This is a genomic window from Candidatus Enterococcus murrayae (genome assembly GCF_017315985.1).
Lineage (GTDB): Bacteria > Bacillota > Bacilli > Lactobacillales > Enterococcaceae > Enterococcus_A > Enterococcus_A murrayae.
This window is the reverse complement of the sequence record NZ_JAFLVR010000032.1, coordinates 49,387-67,559: the sequence shown is the minus strand read 5'-3', so window position 1 is coordinate 67,559 and position 18,173 is coordinate 49,387. Positions and strand designations below refer to the sequence as shown.

Here is an 18,173-nt window from a genome sequence, read left to right as displayed (position 1 = left end):
AGAACGACCGCTAGACTATTTAATGCTCCCAAATACACCGTTTTCTCACTCGTTAAGCAAAAGAGTTCGCCTAACAAAGTTTTCAATTCCCTTTGGTCATTTGATTCGTCGATATCGAAAAACTTATTGGCTACATGTCTATAAAAAGCTTGATGCGAACGATTTTACGCTAATCGACTAGCTTCACAAAGACCGGATGAACGTTCATCTGGTCTTTTTTTCTTGTTTACTCGTTTGTTAAGAAGTCAAAACCTTACATTGTAACAAATAGCCGGATTCCTTTTCAAGTCGCAAAATTGCACGTGACCCCTCAAATTTACCTGTTGACAGGCTATAAAGCCTATTCTTTCGTTTTAAACCTGCAAAATTGAGGGGTTGAGTGCAATTTTGCGGTTCGCATTCTTTTTCAAAATCGATTATCTTGTAGTCACCGGCCGGTACAAAAAATCAAACACACGGAGGTAATGAAAATGATCCAAAAACTAAGTACAAAATTACAAGTGCAGCTCGCTGTACCTGGTGCAGAGAAATTAAAGAAAATGACGTTCCCAAATGTTGTAGACAATCCCGCTGAAGCAGAAATTCTTGAGTTGGGAGAAATTATGAAAAACCTGGATCAAGAAGACACATTGTTGGATGGCGTGATCATCACTAGCCAATCACGAGTAACGAAGAATTAAGAAACGGAGGAAAATGGATATGAAAAAATTAGTAGCGATCTTTAAAACTAGCGGCGGTCGTTCCCAGACATGGAGCTTCCCGACTCCCGGCGAAGGAAAAGCGCCTGAAGAAATTCGAGGATTCTTAGAACGCCTTACAATGTTAAGCCTGTTTAAGAAGGATGACGAAAAGCTGTTCAACCAAGTCGTCAGCGCAAAGTACGTCGAAACTGTTGAAACAATTATCTTTTAAGCATAGAAAATTGAGGAGCCGCGGCGATTTCGCCGCTCTCCTCCACTAAAGGAGGACACGATCCATGAATGAACAAACTTTAACTTGCCGACAATTGTTCAATTTAACACCAAAAACACTAGAAAAACGAATTACTGAATACTATTACCAAACTCAAAATAGCAGCCTAACGATCAAATATATTTTGACGTTACGCGTGCGTTTTCAACTCGGTGCGGAGGAGTTTGCTTTCATTCTGAAGGATCTTGTCCGTGAGATTTTTATGAATACTAAAGCCACTCGCACCATGAAACGATTTTTCTATTATTTCCAAGATTATTTCATGGCACCCGAATGGCGCTCGTTAGCCGCAAGAGTATTTCCTGTCCGTAACTTTGGCGAAAAAGCCATTTCACTTGTCCGTTCTCTTATTGCAAAAGTCCGTCCTAATGAAACCAACGAACCTTGATCACAACCTACCTACGCAGAAAACTAATTTAGAAAGGAAAGCAGAACAATGACCCATGATTTAGTCACGACCTTTACCAATGGTCTAGGCAAAGAACACGACTGGACCTATAAAAATGTGAATGCCGATTTGCCTGTTGAACAGATCAAAGAAGCTTGCGAACTACTCACTCAATTGGATATTTTTGAAAAAAATGGCGTAAAACTATTTGATACTGTCGTCACAGCAAAGTTCGTCACCACATACGAAACCGATATTTTTGATGTGGAGAATGATCCAGCAGCTCCTTCTGAACAACTTTGTAAAGAAGCAGCGCAAAAAAATGATGGAGAGGATTCATCTAAAGAATCGAGTAAAGAAGAAAAAACAACTGAACCGTCTTTTAAAGAGGAAAAAATGTCTACCTCTTCAATTAAGCTGGATGATTCTTCATTCACTCCTGTCAAAGCAGGAAGAAGCTACGACTATTTGTACAATTCCTCAAGAATGGCGCTTGAACAGGCTTTGAAAGGACCCGCAGAATCGAGGAGTAATCACCCTTCATTAATACTAAAAAATCAAACAAGTGGATTAAAGCACACAATCATTGATAATGATTCTTCTGCCAGCGTCCCTGCAACAGCGCAATCTGAGGAAACAGAACAACTCAGCACACGAAAAAGGTTTCTTTCCTGGCTTCGGCGAAGGAAAAATCGAAACAAGGATGACCCAGGTAGCCAGCCACATAAGCTAGAATAGCTTGGTCAACTTCTGTCCTTTCACAATTGAATACCTTTTGCGTAGGTATCCCCGCTCATGTCTGTCGTCGGCCTCCACTTTTGAGAGGAGGTGATGCACCTTGAGCGAGCTGATTCGATATGTCCTCGCTCCGCTCTTTGTGGGGCTGATCATCGCCCTCGTCAACCATTGGTTGAATGGGCGTGATCCATGACGACTGAACGATAAATCACCCCTGCGATCTTTGATCGCAAGGGTGTCTCTTTGGATTGCCCATAATTTGAAATGGTATTATACTTTCTCTCTTCATTAGTATAGAAAAATGCATATTTCTTATCATCTAGAATTTAAGGTTACGCTTAAATAGCAAGCTTCCTATACTAATAATCAATTTGATCACTGATGTTTGCTCCCATTTTTTTATAAGTATTTAAAGCTTTATTCAAGCGCTTTTTATCGATTGAGAATAAACAATCTTTCAGTACGGTAACTTTATAATTGCGCGCCAATCCCGCTTCAGTCGTTTTTAAGACACAGGAGGATGCATCTGCTCCAATTAAATACAGTTCCTTAATGTTGTGAGTTGATAAAAATTCCTCGAAAGCATTACTAGAAAACAGGTCACTTTTCTCTTTTGAAAAAATATGCTCAGATGTAATGGACAATTCGTTACTAAGCTTTGAACCGGTTGATCCTTGTTGATACACTCCTCCTGATAGAAACTTATCAAGTGGTTTGTTAAATTCTTGTTTTGAATAGACTACAGGAATATTCATTTCATTTGCATTTTTAATTGCTTGATTAATATTTTTTACTAGATTTGTAGAATTTTTATATTGAGGGACACTTAAAGTATCATTTTGGATGTCCAGTACAACTAAAGCTTTACCGCTCCTTGAATCTGATATTGTATCCCCAGAAGAAGAACGACTGAGTTGGTAAATTCGAAATCCAATAATTGCACCAACGACTATAATAACAGCAGAAATCCCCAAAATGATCATTTTAAATCTCCTCCATCTTCTTTTAACTTTCATTCTGCTTACCCTTTCTCGGCGGAGTTAATACAATAGCGACATTATGCCGATTTTGGTTTTCAGATTTTCTGATTAATGCAGGCTCTAAAATCTTACTTATTGCTCGCCCATACTCAACTAACTCCTCGGCTGTCGCATATATAGGGACTAATGAAAAACCAGAACCATCCTTCAAAACATTGGCATCTTTATTTTTTGAATAATCACTAAACTCAGTTAATAGTCCTAGTGTGAATTCCGAGAACATTTCATAGTAGGCTTCAGGAGTAATAGTATTAAGATCTTCAACATCATTTTTCTTCAATTCTACGTTCAAAGAATAAATCTTCTCTACAGAACCACGATTCTGTTTTTCATCTACAATTTTTAAAATATCTTCTTGATAAAGTTTCTTCACATGACGGTACAAAGTTGCTTGTGGAACATCTGGTAATCTTAACCGTAAATCCTTCACTGACATGTTACGATTTTCAAACTCAATTAAAACTTGTGAAATCAAAGGATTCCCAAGATATTTAATAATTTTTTTATCCACTACTAAATCACCGCTTCCATTATCATAAGATAATATTATCATTTGATAACAAAATACGCAATAGATAGATATAGTAAAAACACCCAAAAGAGAATTGTTGGGTGTTGCACTTTATTTCTTGAGAATCCCTCGCTACAAACTCTTCAAAACCACAGCCACAGCTTGTAGTTTTGAAGCCTATAACAAATACACCTGCGCTTTTTAGTCGCAGGTGTTAACGTTGAAGTATTTTTAATGATCTCCATCAGCTAATCAGCAATCGAATCAACCGATCTTCATTGTAATCAGCGATTATCGCTGAAAAGTCCTTGAGCAGCTCACTTTCGCGAATTCTTTTTCCATCAAAGGAGCCTTTATACTGTCGGACGATCACCTGTAGGTTGCTGAAGATATTTGCCAAAAAGTAGCCCTCGCTAAGGGGTTCTTTTTCCTGTCCTTGTTGTATTTGGGTCAGATCTTCCAGCAAGTCATTCTTCTTCTTTTGGTACCAAGCCTTGGCAGATTGCCCACCGATTGATAGTTCCGCTTGAACCAAGCGATCAAAGTCCTGCAGCAGGTCTTCAAAGGAGCTAGGTGTAATCGAGTAGAAATCCTTCTCTTTCATATACTCCGACAAGTAATAGAAGGTACTTGCCAGCTCAGAATTGCTGTTTGGATATTGCGTGAGTTTGTATTTTGGAACAAAGATTTTCTTTTCGATTTCTTCTTTGGTCAGCGTTTTGTACACTTTGATCAGCTTTGTTCCGAAGAGTCTTTTCTTCCTGACAGTAAATTCATTGGTAAGGAACTTAGGCAGCAGATCGTTGATAAAAAATGCGTAGGTATCCGCGACATTATAGGGCTGCTCCGGCTTCTCGCTATCTTCTGAATAATCGATATATTCCCAGATCACATTTACAACCAGCTTTTCACGATCAGCGGGTGATTGTTCATAGCTTCCATAAACATTGAACAACTCTCTGCCTCGTTCGTCTTCTAGCCCAATACGATTATTGTCTTCAAACGGGGTAAAGATATATCCGTCATCATAGGAGCCGTTGCTTGTTTGGTATTGCTTCACATGTTCCCGAATGCGGTCCCACAAGTCTATATCAAGCTGCATCAATTTAAAATTCCTATGGCTTCCGCGATAGGGTTCAAAGGCAAAGGACTCTAGTTTTTTTAGAAAAGCAGTGATTTTCTCGACGTATTTTTCGATGAATATATCGACGACTGCGCATAATTCATCTACTTCATTCGGATACAAATAAGCAATACTGTTGCCGAAATCAGCAAAGTATTGATCCAGCTCCTCCAGATATAGCTTAATGAACTTCCGCATTCCCAGCTTCGCTTCCGTCTCTTTTCCGAAATAAAACAAATCTAATATTTCCTTATGGGAAAAATGGATGCCGTCTTCATTATTTTCCTGCTGCCGTGTAAAACGAATGCAGCAGTTTCCCTTTCCTTCTAAGCCAGACTGATCAGGATACGAGGCGTTTAGATGAACATTTTTATAGTTGATCTCTATAAAGTCCTCCGTCTCTTCAACGATCAATTCGTCTGAAAAATATTCTTCTTTAGAAAAAGTCTCGATATCCATGTTTATCCTTTCTATAGCTCCTGTGAACAGGTAATGATCGAATCGGTAAATACGTTCTAAAAAGGCTTTAGGCAGCTTTTGTCCTGCTTGCAGGAGATTCGTTTTTGGCATGGCGAGTACGATCGATTCATGTTTTTTGGATAACTCCCGAACTCGTTTAAACAGCTGTTCAAAAGGATCGACCCAATAAATCGCCCTATTTTCAGGATCAACGTAAAATAAAAAGGTTACGCACCTTTTCTTGAACCAACGCCGTACCGTCGATGTATCCAGCTGCAACAAAAATGCTTCTTCGTCCTCCGCTATCTTCTTCGCCGCTTTGTATTGAACGAAAAATTCTTTTCCTTCTGTTTCTTCCTCTGATGTATACAGGCATAAAAAATCAATACCAAAGCTGTCCTGCAGCTTGTTCACTGTACAGAGCTTTGATAGACGAGTATCTAATAACGCAACCGGATCTTCAATGGTTGGTATAGCTTTCATTTCTACTAACAACGATTTCCACCTCTTACTTCATACCGTTTCATTAAGGATCGATATTCTTTTCCAGCTAATTATCCCCATTAACAAAATAACATTTTTTATAACTTAAGTAAATGCTATATATAACTATATACCCCTGCGCTATCCCTATATAGAGCAAACAAATATACAGCTACAACTCATTATTTCATAACAAATAATATCGAAGTCGTGCATTTCTAGATAACCAGCCTTATTTCTATATTTATTCTGTTATCTGGAGCTTAATATCGGCTTGGACCGTTCATTTTTCATGATGTAGAAGATCTATGGGGAATGATTGGAAAGTTGTAAAGAAGGCCATAGAAATGGATGACTCCATCTCTATGGTCTTCCTATTCTATCTATCACGCCTGTTCATTGAAGGGAAATACAGGCAAAAAAGAAGCTCTCCCATTAGGAAAGCTCCTTGAAATTCCATTATTAATCGGTCACCCAAAGCTTGCTGTCGTCTTTATATGGCCATTTCTTCGCACCGTTTTCAACGATGAACAGGCGTGACTCGTCGATTCCTTCATCAATCAACAGGGAAATCGTCCGTTTGGCACCGCCACCGCCGCCTGGGCATACAACATAGATTGGATTGTCGCCTTCTTTGAAATCATCAGCGCTGTCAACGACAAGCTTCTCTAATTCCTCCGTATCTACTGGATAGGCAGGGACACTGATCGAATTTGGTAAATGTCCTTTGTCGTAGTCGGCTTCTGGCTGGATATCAATGATTTGATAATCGGTTGAATCCTCTGTCTCAACTACTTTTTTCATATCTTCAGGTGAGATCATTTGCCATTCGATGTCGGCTTCCGCACGGTCTTTCTTTTCTTCTTTCTTGTCATCGTTTCCTGAACAGCCTGTCAATACTAATGCAAGCATTGCTAAAGCGATCAATAAGGCACTCATTCGTTTTTTCATTGTTTAAATCCTTCTTTCGGTTTCATTTTTTGTGTGGATTACTTGCTTGATGAGCTTTAGCTTTCCATCCATCAAAAAAATTACCGCACAAATAGACATACACGCTTTGTATGTATGCTGTAAGAGCGTCGGATTGTGTTTTAAATCACACAAATAAATTGTTTGAGGGAAAGAAAGCTAAATACACTCGCTTAGAGACTCTAAGTAAAATTTGGCCTCATAGTCATAGTCGTTTTGCCATTTCTTCCACCTCCTGCGCACAATATAAGGGTTATCTCCTCCCAAAGTATATAGAAAAGAAAACGCTTTTTCAATAACATTTGGAAAATAGGACAGAACATTGTGAAATATTTTACATTGATTAGAAAGATTGGATAAAATCACAGAAATTTCCAATAAAAAAAAGACATGAGCGCTGCTTCTCATGCCTGTCCATCAGAGGTCGATTTTATCCTTCAAGCCAGAGCTATAGGCCATCTGCTGGTCGGTAGTAATGATGATCCCATCGATCCCTTCAAGCTGATTAAGCTCGGCTAAAGCTTCGCGGGCATTCTTTCCAAATAACCGCGTGGTCCATATTTCACCGTCTAAGGATTTTTCAGAAACGATCGTCAAGCTGGCTAAATCGGTTTGCATCGGGTAACCGGTCCGGCTGTCGAAAATATGATGGTAGGTCTGCCCCTGCCATTCAAATTTTCGTTCGTAGATGCCAGAGGTCACGATGGATTCATTCTGTGCTTTTACTACAGCGACATAATTCCCTCGCGACAGGAAGGGATTTTGAATACCAATGCGCCAGCGGCCTTCTGCTCGCTGCGGGGCTGGTCCATAGGTCAGCACATTTCCGCCAAGATCAATGAAGGCAGCTTCGGCTTCGGCTGCTTTGAAATACGCGATGATCTTATCCGCAAAGTAGCCCTTTGCCAATGCCCCCAGGTCGATTGCCATACCTGCTTGCTCTAAATAGACTGTCTGCTGCTCCTCGTCTAATTGAATCGCTGACGGATCAATCAAAGGAAGCAGCTCTTGGATTTTTTCCGCAGAAGGATAGTTCGCATCCTGAAAACCGACTCGCCATTCCTGGATCAAGGGACCGATAGCAATATTCAATGCGCTGTCTGCTACCAGACTTTGTTCTTTGCCGATTGTTATCAGTTCAAATAACTCCTCATCCACCTTGACCGGCGCGATCCCTGCTTGATGATTGATCTTCATTAGTTCAGAGTCTTCTGCGTTGGCGCTGAAGCGCTGTTCAAAGTCCCGCAGCCGCTCCTCTGCTTCATCCAATAACGCCTCCGCTTTCGGATGCTGGAGCCAAAGCTTGATGACGGTTCCCATTAAGTGCAGTGTTCTTTCGTTCATGTTCCTGTTCCTTTCCTGATCTCTTATTAATCAGCTTAATAGATTTCTGATCAGAACAAAAGGAGAAATTCTGGAATTGCTTTGAAACCGCTCATGTAATCGCTTATACTATTAATTGTGAAAGAAAAATCATGAAGGAGGATACTATGCTACTTTTATCTCGTGAGAACATCAAACAAATTTTTACTATGAAGGACGCCATCGAAGCGGACAAAACAGCCTTCCAGCTATTTAGCGAAGACAAAACGGAGGTGCCTTTGCGCACGCAGATCGTTTCCGAAAAGCAAAATGGGTCCTTTCTATTCATGCCTTCCTATGTGCCTGATTTGGATGCGGCAGCCTTAAAGATCATCAATATTTTCCCAGACAATATCGACAAAGGGCTATCCTCGGCTCCTGCGCAGGTTCTGCTGGTGGACGGCAAGACTGGTTATGTGAATGCTCTGCTAGATGGTGTAACAGTCACCCAATTCCGAACGGGAGCTGCTTCAGGCGTTGCTTTTGATATTTTAGGCCGCAAGGAGGCTAAGAAAGGCGCACTGATCGGAACCGGCGGACAGGCTGCAGCTCAATTGGAAGCAATGATCTGCGCTCGTGATTTGGAGACGGTCTATGTTTTTGATCAGAATCCAGAACGGACGAAAGAGTTCTCTGGGCAAATGAATGAAGAGCTGAAGGACTACGGTACGCAGATTTTACCAGCATCGACGTCTGATGAAGCTATCAGCGATGCGGATTTGATCATCACCGTTACGCCTGCCACCTCTCCTGTTTTTGATGGCAGCAAGGTCAAAGCGGGTGCGACAGTCAGCTGTGTCGGCTCTTATCAGCCGCATATGCAGGAAATGGACCCGGTGATTTTAGAACGAGCAAGCAAGATTTATTTTGATTCAGAGGAAGCGGTGCTTTCCGAAGCGGGCGACATTTTGATTCCGTTAGAAGACGGCACGATTACCAAAGACGACTTCACTGGCGATATCGGTGAGGTATTAATGGGCAAAATCGGCGGTCGTGAAAATGACGAAGAGATCATCGTTTTCAAAACTGTTGGGATCGGTGCACAGGATTTGGTCACTGCTCAAAAAATCTATGAACGGGCCCTTGAAGAAAAAGTTGGAACAGAGTTGAATTAATATATTAGCGTCATAAACGAAAAAAATGAACAGGAGGATTTATTCATGCCACATTTATCAGTCAGATTATATCCAGGTCGGTCAAAAGAAGTGAAACAGGAGTTTGCGGACAAGCTGCAGGCTTTTGTCGTTAAGGAGCTAGGCTGCGAACCAAACGTCGTGTCTGTTTCCTTCAAAGAAATCGCACCAGAAAAATGGAAAGACGTGATCGATGATGAAATTGCTGGTGAAGATGTGTATATCGAAGCGGATTTCTAAGGGGGAGCACGAATGAAAGAACATGCGAGCATTTTCAATGATGTACTAGGTCCGGTAATGATCGGGCCTTCAAGTTCTCATACTGCTGCTTCTGTCCGAATTGGTCGTGCTTTACGTCAAATGGTTGCTGGGAAGATCACTTATTTTCAGGCTGACTTTGACCCAGAGGGCTCTTTGGCGGCAAGCTACATCACACAATGCTCCGACATCGGTTTAGTCGGCGGTTTGCTGGGGATGGACCCCACCGATAGCCGTCTCACTCGTGCGATCACTATTGCCGAAGACGACGGCATGGAGATTGTTTTCCGCATTGTTCCTTATGAAAACGATCATCCCAATACCTATAAGATGACGATCAAAACCGATCTTGGCGAGGAGCTGGAGGTCGTCGCTCTTTCTGTCGGCGGCGGAATGATCGAGATTCCACAGATCAACCATTTTGCGGTCGAAGTCACCGGCGGCTTTTATGAAACATTGCTCTTCGGTGATGAGATAAAGGTAACGGAAGCGGATTTGTCTGCAAAAATCAGTAAGCTTTGTTCTGCGGTCGTTAAACAGCAGGCTGGCAAAACCCTGCTGCATCTCAAAACGCAACAGGCTATTCCAGACAGTGAGAGGACTTGGTTGAATGAGCAGATGACGGTCGAGCGTTTCATTGCCTTTGATCCTGTGCTGCCAGTCATGTCGCAAAAGGAACCAAAGATGCTTTTTTCAACCGCTGAAGAGATGATTGCATTGGCGAAAAAGGAACAGCTGGACTTAGCCGATATGGCCCTGCGCTACGAAAGCCATCGCGGCAGTATTTCCGAAGAAGAGGTCTACAAAAAGGCCGAAGCGATTCTTGAGATCATGGAAAATGGGATCAAGGTCGGTCTGGCAGGTACCTCCTATGACGATCGGATGTTGGGCTCTCAGGCTCCAAAAATCCAAGAGAATCGAAAAAAATTAATCGGTGATGACCTGCCGGCAAAAATCATCGAAAACATCTCTGCTTTGATGGAAGTCAAAAGCTCGATGAATGTATTTGTCGCGGCACCCACCGCAGGCTCCTGCGGCGCATTGCCGGGCACCTTAGTCGCAGTCAGTGATTACCAGAAAAAGTCTCACGACGACTTAGTCCGAGCCTTGTTAGCTGCCGGAATGATTGGTGTCTTCATCGCTGAATATGCCACGTTTGCCGCAGAGGTCGCCGGCTGTCAGGCCGAATGCGGCTCAGGAGCAGGAATGACCGCAGGTGCGTTGGTCCAACTAATGGGTGGTACGATCGAAGAGGCTGTCGATGCTGCTTCAATGGCCCTGCAAAATATTTTCGGTATGGTTTGTGATCCGATCGGTGTGCGTGTAGAGGTTCCTTGTCTTGGGAAGAATATGATGTGCGGCATGAATGCGCTTGGCGCTGCCAACATGGCATTGGCCGGCTATGATGTGGTCGTTCCATTAGATGAGACGATCGAAAGCTTTAACAAGGTCGGTCGAATGATCCCGCCTGAATTACGCTGTACCGGGCATGCCGGATTGGCTCAAACACCATCCGGTCTAGCGATCGCCGAACGCTTAGGCTGTCCGTTGGATTGCTGCTAGCTAAGATAAATAAACGTCGCAGCTATTTCCTTTTAGGGTGAGTAGCTGCGACGTTGTTTTGTTTTTTGTACGTTTAGCAAAGAACTTAGTCACGACTAACTTAGTTGCAGCAAAGCTTGGCTAAACGTTTAAGAACTGGCAAGCAGCAACGAAAAAATCAGCATATAAGCGTCTCTGCTCACATACCGATTTAACTGTTGCTTTTCTTACACCTCTATAATCTTCGGCTGCCGTTTTACATAAGGTAAAAATTTCTGCAGCACCTCTTCGGTCTTCAGCTTCAAATAACCGGTTGTCGTGCCATCGCTGCAGCCATAATATTCCTGCTCACAAACCGCTTTATCTAAAACAAGCTGGACCTTATCCGCCTCCTTCAGCAAGCCGCTGAAAATAGTCGCCGCACCGATCTTTGTTCCCAGCATCGAGGCCATCTGCTCTGCCGATGCAAAAGAAACTCGGGCAATCTCTAAGGCTTGGCTAAATTCCTTGGATTTAAAGGGCTTATCACCGCAGGTCACGAATAGATAAAAATTCGTTTTTTGGCGATTACATAAGAATAGTGTCTTCACCATTTCCATATCCAATCGTTCATTGATCTGCTGGCAATCCTCCATCGTAATGACTTCGTCTGTCTCCACTCGTTGAAAAGCCATGTCCAATTCTTGCAGGGTTTGATAAACCTTTTCCTGCAGCGGCGTCTCAAAAGTTGTTGGTATTGTTGTATAAGCGTCACTTACTAAAACCATTTTACTCATTCCTATTCTTCATTTGTCTGTTTGCTGTTGAATAACTATTAGCAGTAATTTATCATAGAATCATAGATTACAAAAACGAATTTTTATCATGTTAAACATGACGAAAACAGATGCAAGGAGCAGCCGTTATGGATATGAACATTCAGAAATACATCGCCTTTGTAAAGACTGTTGAATTAGGCAGCTTTACCAAAGCGGCAAAGATTTTAAATTATTCCCAATCCGGCATCAGCCGAATGATCAATGATCTTGAACAGGAATGGGGAATCACTCTGCTGGAACGAAATCGAGCGGGCCTTCGACTGACCTCTGACGGAATGAATGTTTTGCCCTACGCTAAAGAGCTGGCAGAAAAATACCAAACTCTGCAAAACCAGCTGGCAGAGCTCGGGCATTTAGATACTGGCTTGATTCGTATCGGGACCTTCTCCAGTGTCGCTACTCATTGGCTGCCGGAGGCGATCAAAAGCTTCCAAACAGATTATCCTAAAATTGATTTTGAATTATTGCTGGGCGACTATGAGGAAATCGAGCAATGGATTGTCGATGGCCGCATTGATTTTGGCTTTTCACGCTTACCGGCTACCCATGATTTGGAAGAAACATTTCTGCATGACGATGAGCAGCTGGTCGTTTTGCCAAAGGGACATCCCTTTTCAGCTAAAGAGCACATCAGCGTAACGGACTTAGAGGGACAGCCCTTCATTCTTTTGGAACGCGAAGGCACTTCAGATATTACTGAGCTGCTGGCTGCGGCTCAGGTTCAGCCGCAGATCAAATTTCGGACATGGGATGATTATTCGATTTTAGCGATGGTCGAAAAAAACTTAGGAATCAGCATTTTGCCAAGCTTGATCCTGCAACGGATCGCTTATCAGGTTGAAACCCGGCCATTAGCTGCGCCAGTCTATCGGAAAGTTGGCATTCTCTATCGCAACAAATCGCTGCTCTCTTTAGCCAGCCGAGAATTTCTCAAAAATTTTCTTGAATGTTGAACTATTAAGGGCTTATTTTCCGCCTCAATAGTTCAATGAATCACAAAAATTTCGAATTTTGTGGTTTTTCCTTTTTGTTTATTGTTATAATTATAAAAAAAAGACCCACGGGAGGACTTATGGCACAGATTATTTTTTATGTTTTGATTGGTCTCATGATCTTTCAAGCAATCATGCTTGTACGCGATGTTGTGACCCATCGTGATGATTTAGGACCAGGAAATTGGCTGATCAGCGGGATCATTGGATTTATCGCTGACTTTGCGGACACGATCGGAATTGGGAGTTTTGCACTAACCACGATGATGTTGAACATCACAAAGCAAAACAATGATGACCGAAAATTACCGGGGATTTTAAATGTTGGACATGCGATCCCTGTATTGACTGAAGCTGTGATTTTCGTCACAGTTATCAAAGTAGATGCGCTGACGTTAGTATCCTTGATTCTGGCGGCGATCGTCGGCTCTTGGTTCGGCTCTAAATTCGTGACAAAATTATCGGAAACGGCCGTTCAGAAATGGATCGGCTGGGCGCTCCTGATCACCGCTGTTTTGATGCTGTTGCGTCAAACTGAAGTGATCGCATTATTAGGTAAAGGAAATACTGCAATGGGATTAACTGGTGCGAAACTAGTTGTCGGGATCATCGGTAATTTCTTATTTGGTGCATTGATGACAGTCGGTGTTGGTTTGTACGCACCTTGTATGGCAATGGTCTATATGCTGGGAATGACACCCCTCGCTGCTTTTCCAATCATGATGTGTTCATGTGCGGGACTTCAACCAGTCGCAAGTATCAACTTTATTCGTGAAAAGGCCTATTCTAGAAAAATTGCGTTAGCGATCACGATCGGCGGTATTCCCGGCGTTATCATCGCTTCTCAATTCTTGATGAACTTAGACATTTCAATGGTCACTTATTTAGTTATTGTCATTATTTTTTATACCGGTATTCAATACATTCTGAAATCACGCAAAACTGCAACAGCGTAATGAATTTTTAGTTACATTGAGGCATTAAAGAAGGACTCTATACCAGAATTCTGGTACGGAGCCCTTCTTTATTTTTCCATCCTGCCTTCGCCCTTATGAAAGGCTTTGACCTTTTCCAAGATGAATAAAACACCCACTAGAACCAAAATGGAGATCGATAGCAGCAGAGAATTGGTCCCATTGCCATGAGCCAATAGCAGCTCCCGCAGGATCGCCGTGATACTGATCAAAATCAAGTAGCGTACCGGAATATGATGTCCTTCCTTGATATAGCGCAGCAGCATCAAAATGACTTCCAACAGAATAAAGAGTGTCGCGATTTCCTCGATCAATAGGGTCAGCTCGGAAACATTGTTCAATGGGATGACATGCAAAACAATGTTGAAGATTCCCTCGCCCATAACGATCACTACGACAATTATCAATAAAGCCAATAAAATATCAACGATCGTGCTGATCGCCTTTTCAAATTTTAAAAAGTAATTTTCTTTCATCGCGTCTCCTCCATTCGATTTTTTTCATTTAAATTATAACAATTCTTCAATCAAATCAGAAAAAATACGCCTAACTCGTGATAAATCCTGCTTATTTTTTCGTATCGCAGGCGCTGAAATAGCAAAATAAAACAAGCCGCCAAAAACGATTGGCGGCTCTCATACTATCTATGAATGTAATTTTACTTCTCTGGCTAAAGCTAAACAGCCGATCGTACCAGCATTGTTACCAAGTGCCGGGGTCACGATATAGTCTTCCAAATCAGGTGTTTTCACATACTCATTGACTAATTCTTTGAAACGGGCGCGAACTTTTTTGACTAAGTGCTCCTGCTGCATCACACCGCCGCCAAAGATGATCACGTCTGGTGAGAACATCAAAGTCGTGTTGTATGCACATTGTGCGATGTAATCCGCCTCGATCTCCCAATAAGGGTCGTCCTCCCTCAACTCTTGCCCTTTACGGCCTAACCGTTTTTCGATAGCTGGACCTGCTGCCATGCCCTCTAAGCAATGTCCGTGGAAGGGACAGCTTCCTTCAAAATCGTCCTTTGGATTACGGCTTACCAGCACATGACCCATTTCCGGATGGCTGAAGCCTTCAACGAAGTTCCCTTTTTGCAGGGCTCCGCCGCCGATACCTGTACCGATCGTATAGTATACAACGCTGTTGACCCCATCGCCGCGGCCCTTCACGTATTCGCCATAGCAGGCCGCATTTACGTCTGTTGTCCAGGCAATCGGTAAATCAAATTCTTTTTTCAGCGCACCGACAAAGTTATAATTCTGCCACGCTAATTTGGGTGTTGAAGTGATGTAGCCGTAAGTTTTTGAATCGCGATGAATATCGATCGGACCGAATGAACCGACACCGATACTGACTAGCTGATCTGCGTATTTCTTGAAGAATCCGATCACTAAACTCATCGTTTCATCGGGTGTCGTCGTTGGGTAGCTGACCCGATCTAGGATCTCTAGATCATTATTTCCCACTGAGCAAACAAATTTTGTACCGCCGGCTTCGATTCCGCCAAATAATTTTTCCACTAAGCTTCACTCACAATCATTTAGATTTATTCCACATACAAGGTCACGAATTTCGCGTGCCCGATGCTCTCAAGCTCTATTGTATCATTATTTATTGTCAGCGGTTCCTTTGTTTTTTCTTTCAAGTCAACTTTTTCTGCTCGTTTGATTGGGTGATTGAAGGTGATCGCGGCTTGGCCTGCTTCTGCTAATAATCCATTATAAAGACGCAGAATATAGCCTGGGCGATCTTCGGCTTTTTTTATGACACTTAGGGTTAAATTGCCTGTGATTTCTAAAAGGCTGAAATTTGCAGGCAACGTTTGCATGACATCACCCAAAGTGAAAATCAACCGAGAATTCAAAAATTCCGCATATTGATAGACTTCGATCGGGGTTACTGCCTGTTTCGCCAGCTGTGCCACATTTGCTTGATCAAAGCCTGCTGCAATATAAGCCACCGAAAAATCAAAGCTCATAGTCTTATGACATTGCGCATCCGGAGTCGCAATCACCGTTTCACCGGAAGCCCGGCCTGGACGGTACATCAGATTTTCTTTCCCCATAAAGCCATAGGTTCGGAAGATCGTTAGGCGAATCGTATCGAATGCTTCGCCAATGATTTCATACTCCCTCACACCCTTTGGCATGACCGCAACACCATGTGTTTCATCGAATAAACCGACAAATGATTGGCATGTCTCGATCGCTATCGGCTGTTCGTTCCATTGCTCTTTGTTGGCTTCCCAAAGCGCCATTTCCTTTTCAAAGACCACTGGGCGCTGCAGCGTACCGAATTGCTGATCAGCGATCGAGAATTTCGAAGCGATCCCGGTATCAAATAGCACACACACACGATGACTATCGACTGCTTGATTTTCAACGGTCAGTTTGAAATCAATGATCGACGAGTTTTTCTTTAAGGCGAGTTCAAAAACGAGCGGCATGTCCACAGAAACCTTTTTCTCCGCACGTTCAGTCAAATTTTTAGGAACAGTTAGTAAAAATTCTAGCTTTACGGACTGATAGATATCTGACTGTCGAATCGTGATTGTTGGTTCTGCATCCGCCGATGAAACCACAAAATCCTTAACAGGCGGCGAATAGTTGAAGGAGTCGCCATCATCGCCATTTTCTTCAATGATTCCTTGGTTCTTATAGAGAACCTCATTGGCTTTGTCCAAAATATCCAATGAGCCGTTTTTATTCATAGTGATTCGATAATACTCATTTTCGATGGTTTTCTTTGAAAGCTCTTGTAATGGTGCACTGCTGTTACCTTTGAGATCAAGCGTTAATTGCGTGTAGCCGACACTTGGTACTTCGCTGGCTTCGATTGCGATTCTGGCTTTGTAAACTTTTTCCGGCAAATAGATTTCCTTGACCGAATTCAGCACGTTGCCTTGATTCAAGACATACTCTGTTTGATCGATCAGCTCTAAAATCGTGTACGGCAGAGAATTCCCTGCTTGGTCAAGGAGCGCAAATTCTTTTTGCGGTAAATAGACTTCTGCTTCGATCACGCCTTCACGCGCGGTGTCATAAGTATTGAACAACGTAAGCGTGATTTCCTGCGCTTGCGGATTATTGATTGCCGTCGCGATTTGACGCAGGGTCAGCTCCACTAAGTTCATAGAAATATCTCGTGCTTGCTTGTAGCGCATATAGACATCTTCGTTGGTCGTATCAGATACACAGGAGCCGATCGAATCATGGGCGGCATTTTCAAACATCAGCTTCCAAATTTCCTTGACCGTTTCTACTGGATACTCGAAGCCTAATTGCAGCGCCATCGTCAAAACAGGTTCCATCACATTCACCAGATAATGCTGGATCTGAGTATTCATCGCCTTCAAATCAGAGCGGGAAGAGAAGATTGTCTTGTGGATGCGCATCAATTTGCCATTGATCAATTCACCAGCGATTTCCTCCAGCTCAGGCTGACGGGCCTTCACTGCTTCGATATAGTTTTCGATCGTCGAAAATTGCAGTTCGTATTCATCTTGATAAAGCTGATTCATCTGATCGACCAATTCTGGCAAGTTCTCCCGCACTGGGGCTTGGTCAAAACCGTTCGGGAAATAGACCTGATCCGTTGCACTGCGGCCCCAAGTCGTCTTAAAGGGTTCTTGGTGTAAGAACTCCGCTAAATCTGCTTCCCGTTCTGGGATCGCACCGCCAATGTAATAGCCGCTAGGAATTTGATAAACATTGACTACTGAACCATCCTCCCCGCGCCATTTATACTCCGTATGTGCCACATCATCATCACTCACACCTCGCCAAAACATTGTGTCGCTGATACCGAACTCGCGATAAATCTGAGGCATACTAGCGGCTTGGCCAAAGGAATCCGGCACATAGCCGACATTCATATAATCACCGAACTCTTCACAGATTTTCATCCCATACAGCATATTACGGACGATGCTTTCGCCTGAAATCACCAGCTGATCGGTTTGGGTATACCATGGGCCGATGATCAATTTGCCCTGCTTGACCAGTTTTTCGATCCTTGTTTTATCCTGCGGACGCCATTTCAGATAGTCATCCAGCAAGGATGCTTGACCATCTAAAATGAAGCTCTCGTATGGATTCTCTTTTTCCAGCTGCTCCAAAACCTTTTTCAGATCGTGCATCAAATACACCTTTGAACGACTGGTGGTAAAATACCATTCCCGATCCCAATGACTGTGAGGTACGACGTGTACTGTTTTTTTCATGCAAAAATCCCTCTCGTTTATTAAAATAATAAGAAAGGCTTCACGAACTCGTTCAGCTTTTTACCCGTTCTACTGCACGTTTCAGCGTGATTAGTGGAATGGTACGCGTAACCACAGTCAGAAGCATTTTTCACGATTTTTGAAAAATGATTTCCTACATTGGAGTTAGCTGAGCAACAAAATTTT

At 42.7% G+C, this 18,173-nt stretch carries 19 protein-coding genes and 1 pseudogene; 11 read left to right on the top strand and 9 right to left on the bottom strand.

Annotated features, from left to right (window positions below):
• The 6 genes and pseudogenes from JZO85_RS14175 to JZO85_RS14150 form a co-directional block, all read left to right on the top strand.
• Window positions 1-181: pseudogene (locus JZO85_RS14175) on the top strand (hypothetical protein); the annotation flags it as partial.
• A 289-nt stretch (window positions 182-470) separates the two neighbouring features.
• Window positions 471-680, top strand: coding sequence for a DUF1659 domain-containing protein (locus JZO85_RS14170; RefSeq protein ID WP_207109181.1), 210 nt, complete (start codon window positions 471-473; stop codon window positions 678-680).
• 19 nt (window positions 681-699) lie between these two features.
• Window positions 700-912 (top strand): DUF2922 family protein, encoded by a 213-nt coding sequence (locus JZO85_RS14165; RefSeq protein ID WP_207107137.1) that lies wholly within the window; start codon window positions 700-702, stop codon window positions 910-912.
• 64 nt (window positions 913-976) lie between these two features.
• Window positions 977-1,360, top strand: a complete 384-nt coding sequence (locus tag JZO85_RS14160) for a hypothetical protein (RefSeq protein WP_207107136.1) — start codon at window positions 977-979, stop codon at window positions 1,358-1,360.
• A 48-nt stretch (window positions 1,361-1,408) separates the two neighbouring features.
• Complete coding sequence (locus tag JZO85_RS14155) at window positions 1,409-2,098, top strand: DUF2922 domain-containing protein (RefSeq protein WP_207109180.1); 690 nt, start codon at window positions 1,409-1,411, stop codon at window positions 2,096-2,098.
• A gap of 100 nt (window positions 2,099-2,198) precedes the next feature.
• Window positions 2,199-2,291 (top strand): type I toxin-antitoxin system Fst family toxin, encoded by a 93-nt coding sequence (locus JZO85_RS14150; RefSeq protein WP_207109179.1) that lies wholly within the window; start codon window positions 2,199-2,201, stop codon window positions 2,289-2,291.
• A 166-nt stretch (window positions 2,292-2,457) separates the two neighbouring features.
• On the opposite strand, the gene JZO85_RS14145 is transcribed toward JZO85_RS14150, so the two are convergent.
• From JZO85_RS14145 to JZO85_RS14125, 5 genes are all read right to left on the bottom strand, one after another.
• Window positions 2,458-3,081, bottom strand: coding sequence for a cysteine hydrolase family protein (locus tag JZO85_RS14145; RefSeq protein ID WP_207109178.1), 624 nt, complete (start codon window positions 3,079-3,081; stop codon window positions 2,458-2,460).
• A gap of 22 nt (window positions 3,082-3,103) precedes the next feature.
• Window positions 3,104-3,649, bottom strand: coding sequence for a helix-turn-helix domain-containing protein (locus JZO85_RS14140; protein ID WP_207109177.1), 546 nt, complete (start codon window positions 3,647-3,649; stop codon window positions 3,104-3,106).
• Between the two features lie 244 nt (window positions 3,650-3,893).
• Entirely contained in the window at window positions 3,894-5,726 is a 1,833-nt protein-coding gene (locus JZO85_RS14135) for a DUF4365 domain-containing protein (RefSeq protein WP_207109176.1), read from the bottom strand.
• 450 nt (window positions 5,727-6,176) lie between these two features.
• A complete protein-coding gene (locus JZO85_RS14130; protein WP_207109175.1) occupies window positions 6,177-6,665 on the bottom strand; it encodes a rhodanese-like domain-containing protein in 489 nt (162 codons plus the stop codon).
• 435 nt (window positions 6,666-7,100) lie between these two features.
• Window positions 7,101-8,027 (bottom strand): FAD:protein FMN transferase, encoded by a 927-nt coding sequence (locus JZO85_RS14125; protein WP_207109174.1) that lies wholly within the window; start codon window positions 8,025-8,027, stop codon window positions 7,101-7,103.
• A 146-nt stretch (window positions 8,028-8,173) separates the two neighbouring features.
• On the opposite strand from JZO85_RS14125, the gene JZO85_RS14120 reads away from it, so the two are divergent.
• The 3 genes from JZO85_RS14120 to JZO85_RS14110 are packed head-to-tail and all read left to right on the top strand — an operon-like array spanning window position 8,174 to window position 10,999.
• On the top strand, window positions 8,174-9,160 hold the full coding sequence (locus JZO85_RS14120; RefSeq protein ID WP_207109173.1) for an ornithine cyclodeaminase family protein: 987 nt from the start codon (window positions 8,174-8,176) through the stop codon (window positions 9,158-9,160).
• 45 nt (window positions 9,161-9,205) lie between these two features.
• A complete protein-coding gene (locus JZO85_RS14115; protein ID WP_207109172.1) occupies window positions 9,206-9,418 on the top strand; it encodes a tautomerase family protein in 213 nt (70 codons plus the stop codon).
• Window positions 9,419-9,430: 12 nt separating this feature from the next.
• Entirely contained in the window at window positions 9,431-10,999 is a 1,569-nt protein-coding gene (locus JZO85_RS14110; RefSeq protein WP_207109171.1) for an L-serine ammonia-lyase, iron-sulfur-dependent, subunit alpha, read from the top strand.
• Between the two features lie 206 nt (window positions 11,000-11,205).
• Here JZO85_RS14110 and JZO85_RS14105 read toward each other — a convergent pair whose 3' ends face one another.
• Window positions 11,206-11,745: a prolyl-tRNA synthetase associated domain-containing protein gene (locus JZO85_RS14105; RefSeq protein WP_207109182.1), complete on the bottom strand. Its 540-nt coding sequence runs from the start codon at window positions 11,743-11,745 to the stop codon at window positions 11,206-11,208.
• A 137-nt stretch (window positions 11,746-11,882) separates the two neighbouring features.
• On the opposite strand from JZO85_RS14105, the gene JZO85_RS14100 reads away from it, so the two are divergent.
• Both JZO85_RS14100 and JZO85_RS14095 read left to right on the top strand, forming a co-directional pair.
• The gene (locus JZO85_RS14100; RefSeq protein ID WP_207109170.1) at window positions 11,883-12,749 is read left to right on the top strand and encodes a LysR family transcriptional regulator; all 867 of its coding nucleotides are present in this window, start codon (window positions 11,883-11,885) and stop codon (window positions 12,747-12,749) included.
• A 119-nt stretch (window positions 12,750-12,868) separates the two neighbouring features.
• Entirely contained in the window at window positions 12,869-13,744 is an 876-nt protein-coding gene (locus tag JZO85_RS14095; RefSeq protein WP_207109169.1) for a sulfite exporter TauE/SafE family protein, read from the top strand.
• 68 nt (window positions 13,745-13,812) lie between these two features.
• On the opposite strand, the gene JZO85_RS14090 is transcribed toward JZO85_RS14095, so the two are convergent.
• The 3 genes from JZO85_RS14090 to mngB form a co-directional block, all read right to left on the bottom strand.
• The gene (locus JZO85_RS14090) at window positions 13,813-14,238 is read right to left on the bottom strand and encodes a phosphate-starvation-inducible PsiE family protein (protein WP_207109168.1); all 426 of its coding nucleotides are present in this window, start codon (window positions 14,236-14,238) and stop codon (window positions 13,813-13,815) included.
• A gap of 168 nt (window positions 14,239-14,406) precedes the next feature.
• Complete coding sequence (gene scrK / locus JZO85_RS14085) at window positions 14,407-15,285, bottom strand: fructokinase ScrK (RefSeq protein WP_207109167.1); 879 nt, start codon at window positions 15,283-15,285, stop codon at window positions 14,407-14,409.
• Window positions 15,286-15,311: 26 nt separating this feature from the next.
• Complete coding sequence (gene mngB / locus JZO85_RS14080) at window positions 15,312-17,987, bottom strand: mannosylglycerate hydrolase (protein ID WP_207109166.1); 2,676 nt, start codon at window positions 17,985-17,987, stop codon at window positions 15,312-15,314.
• Window positions 17,988-18,173: the final 186 nt, after the last annotated feature.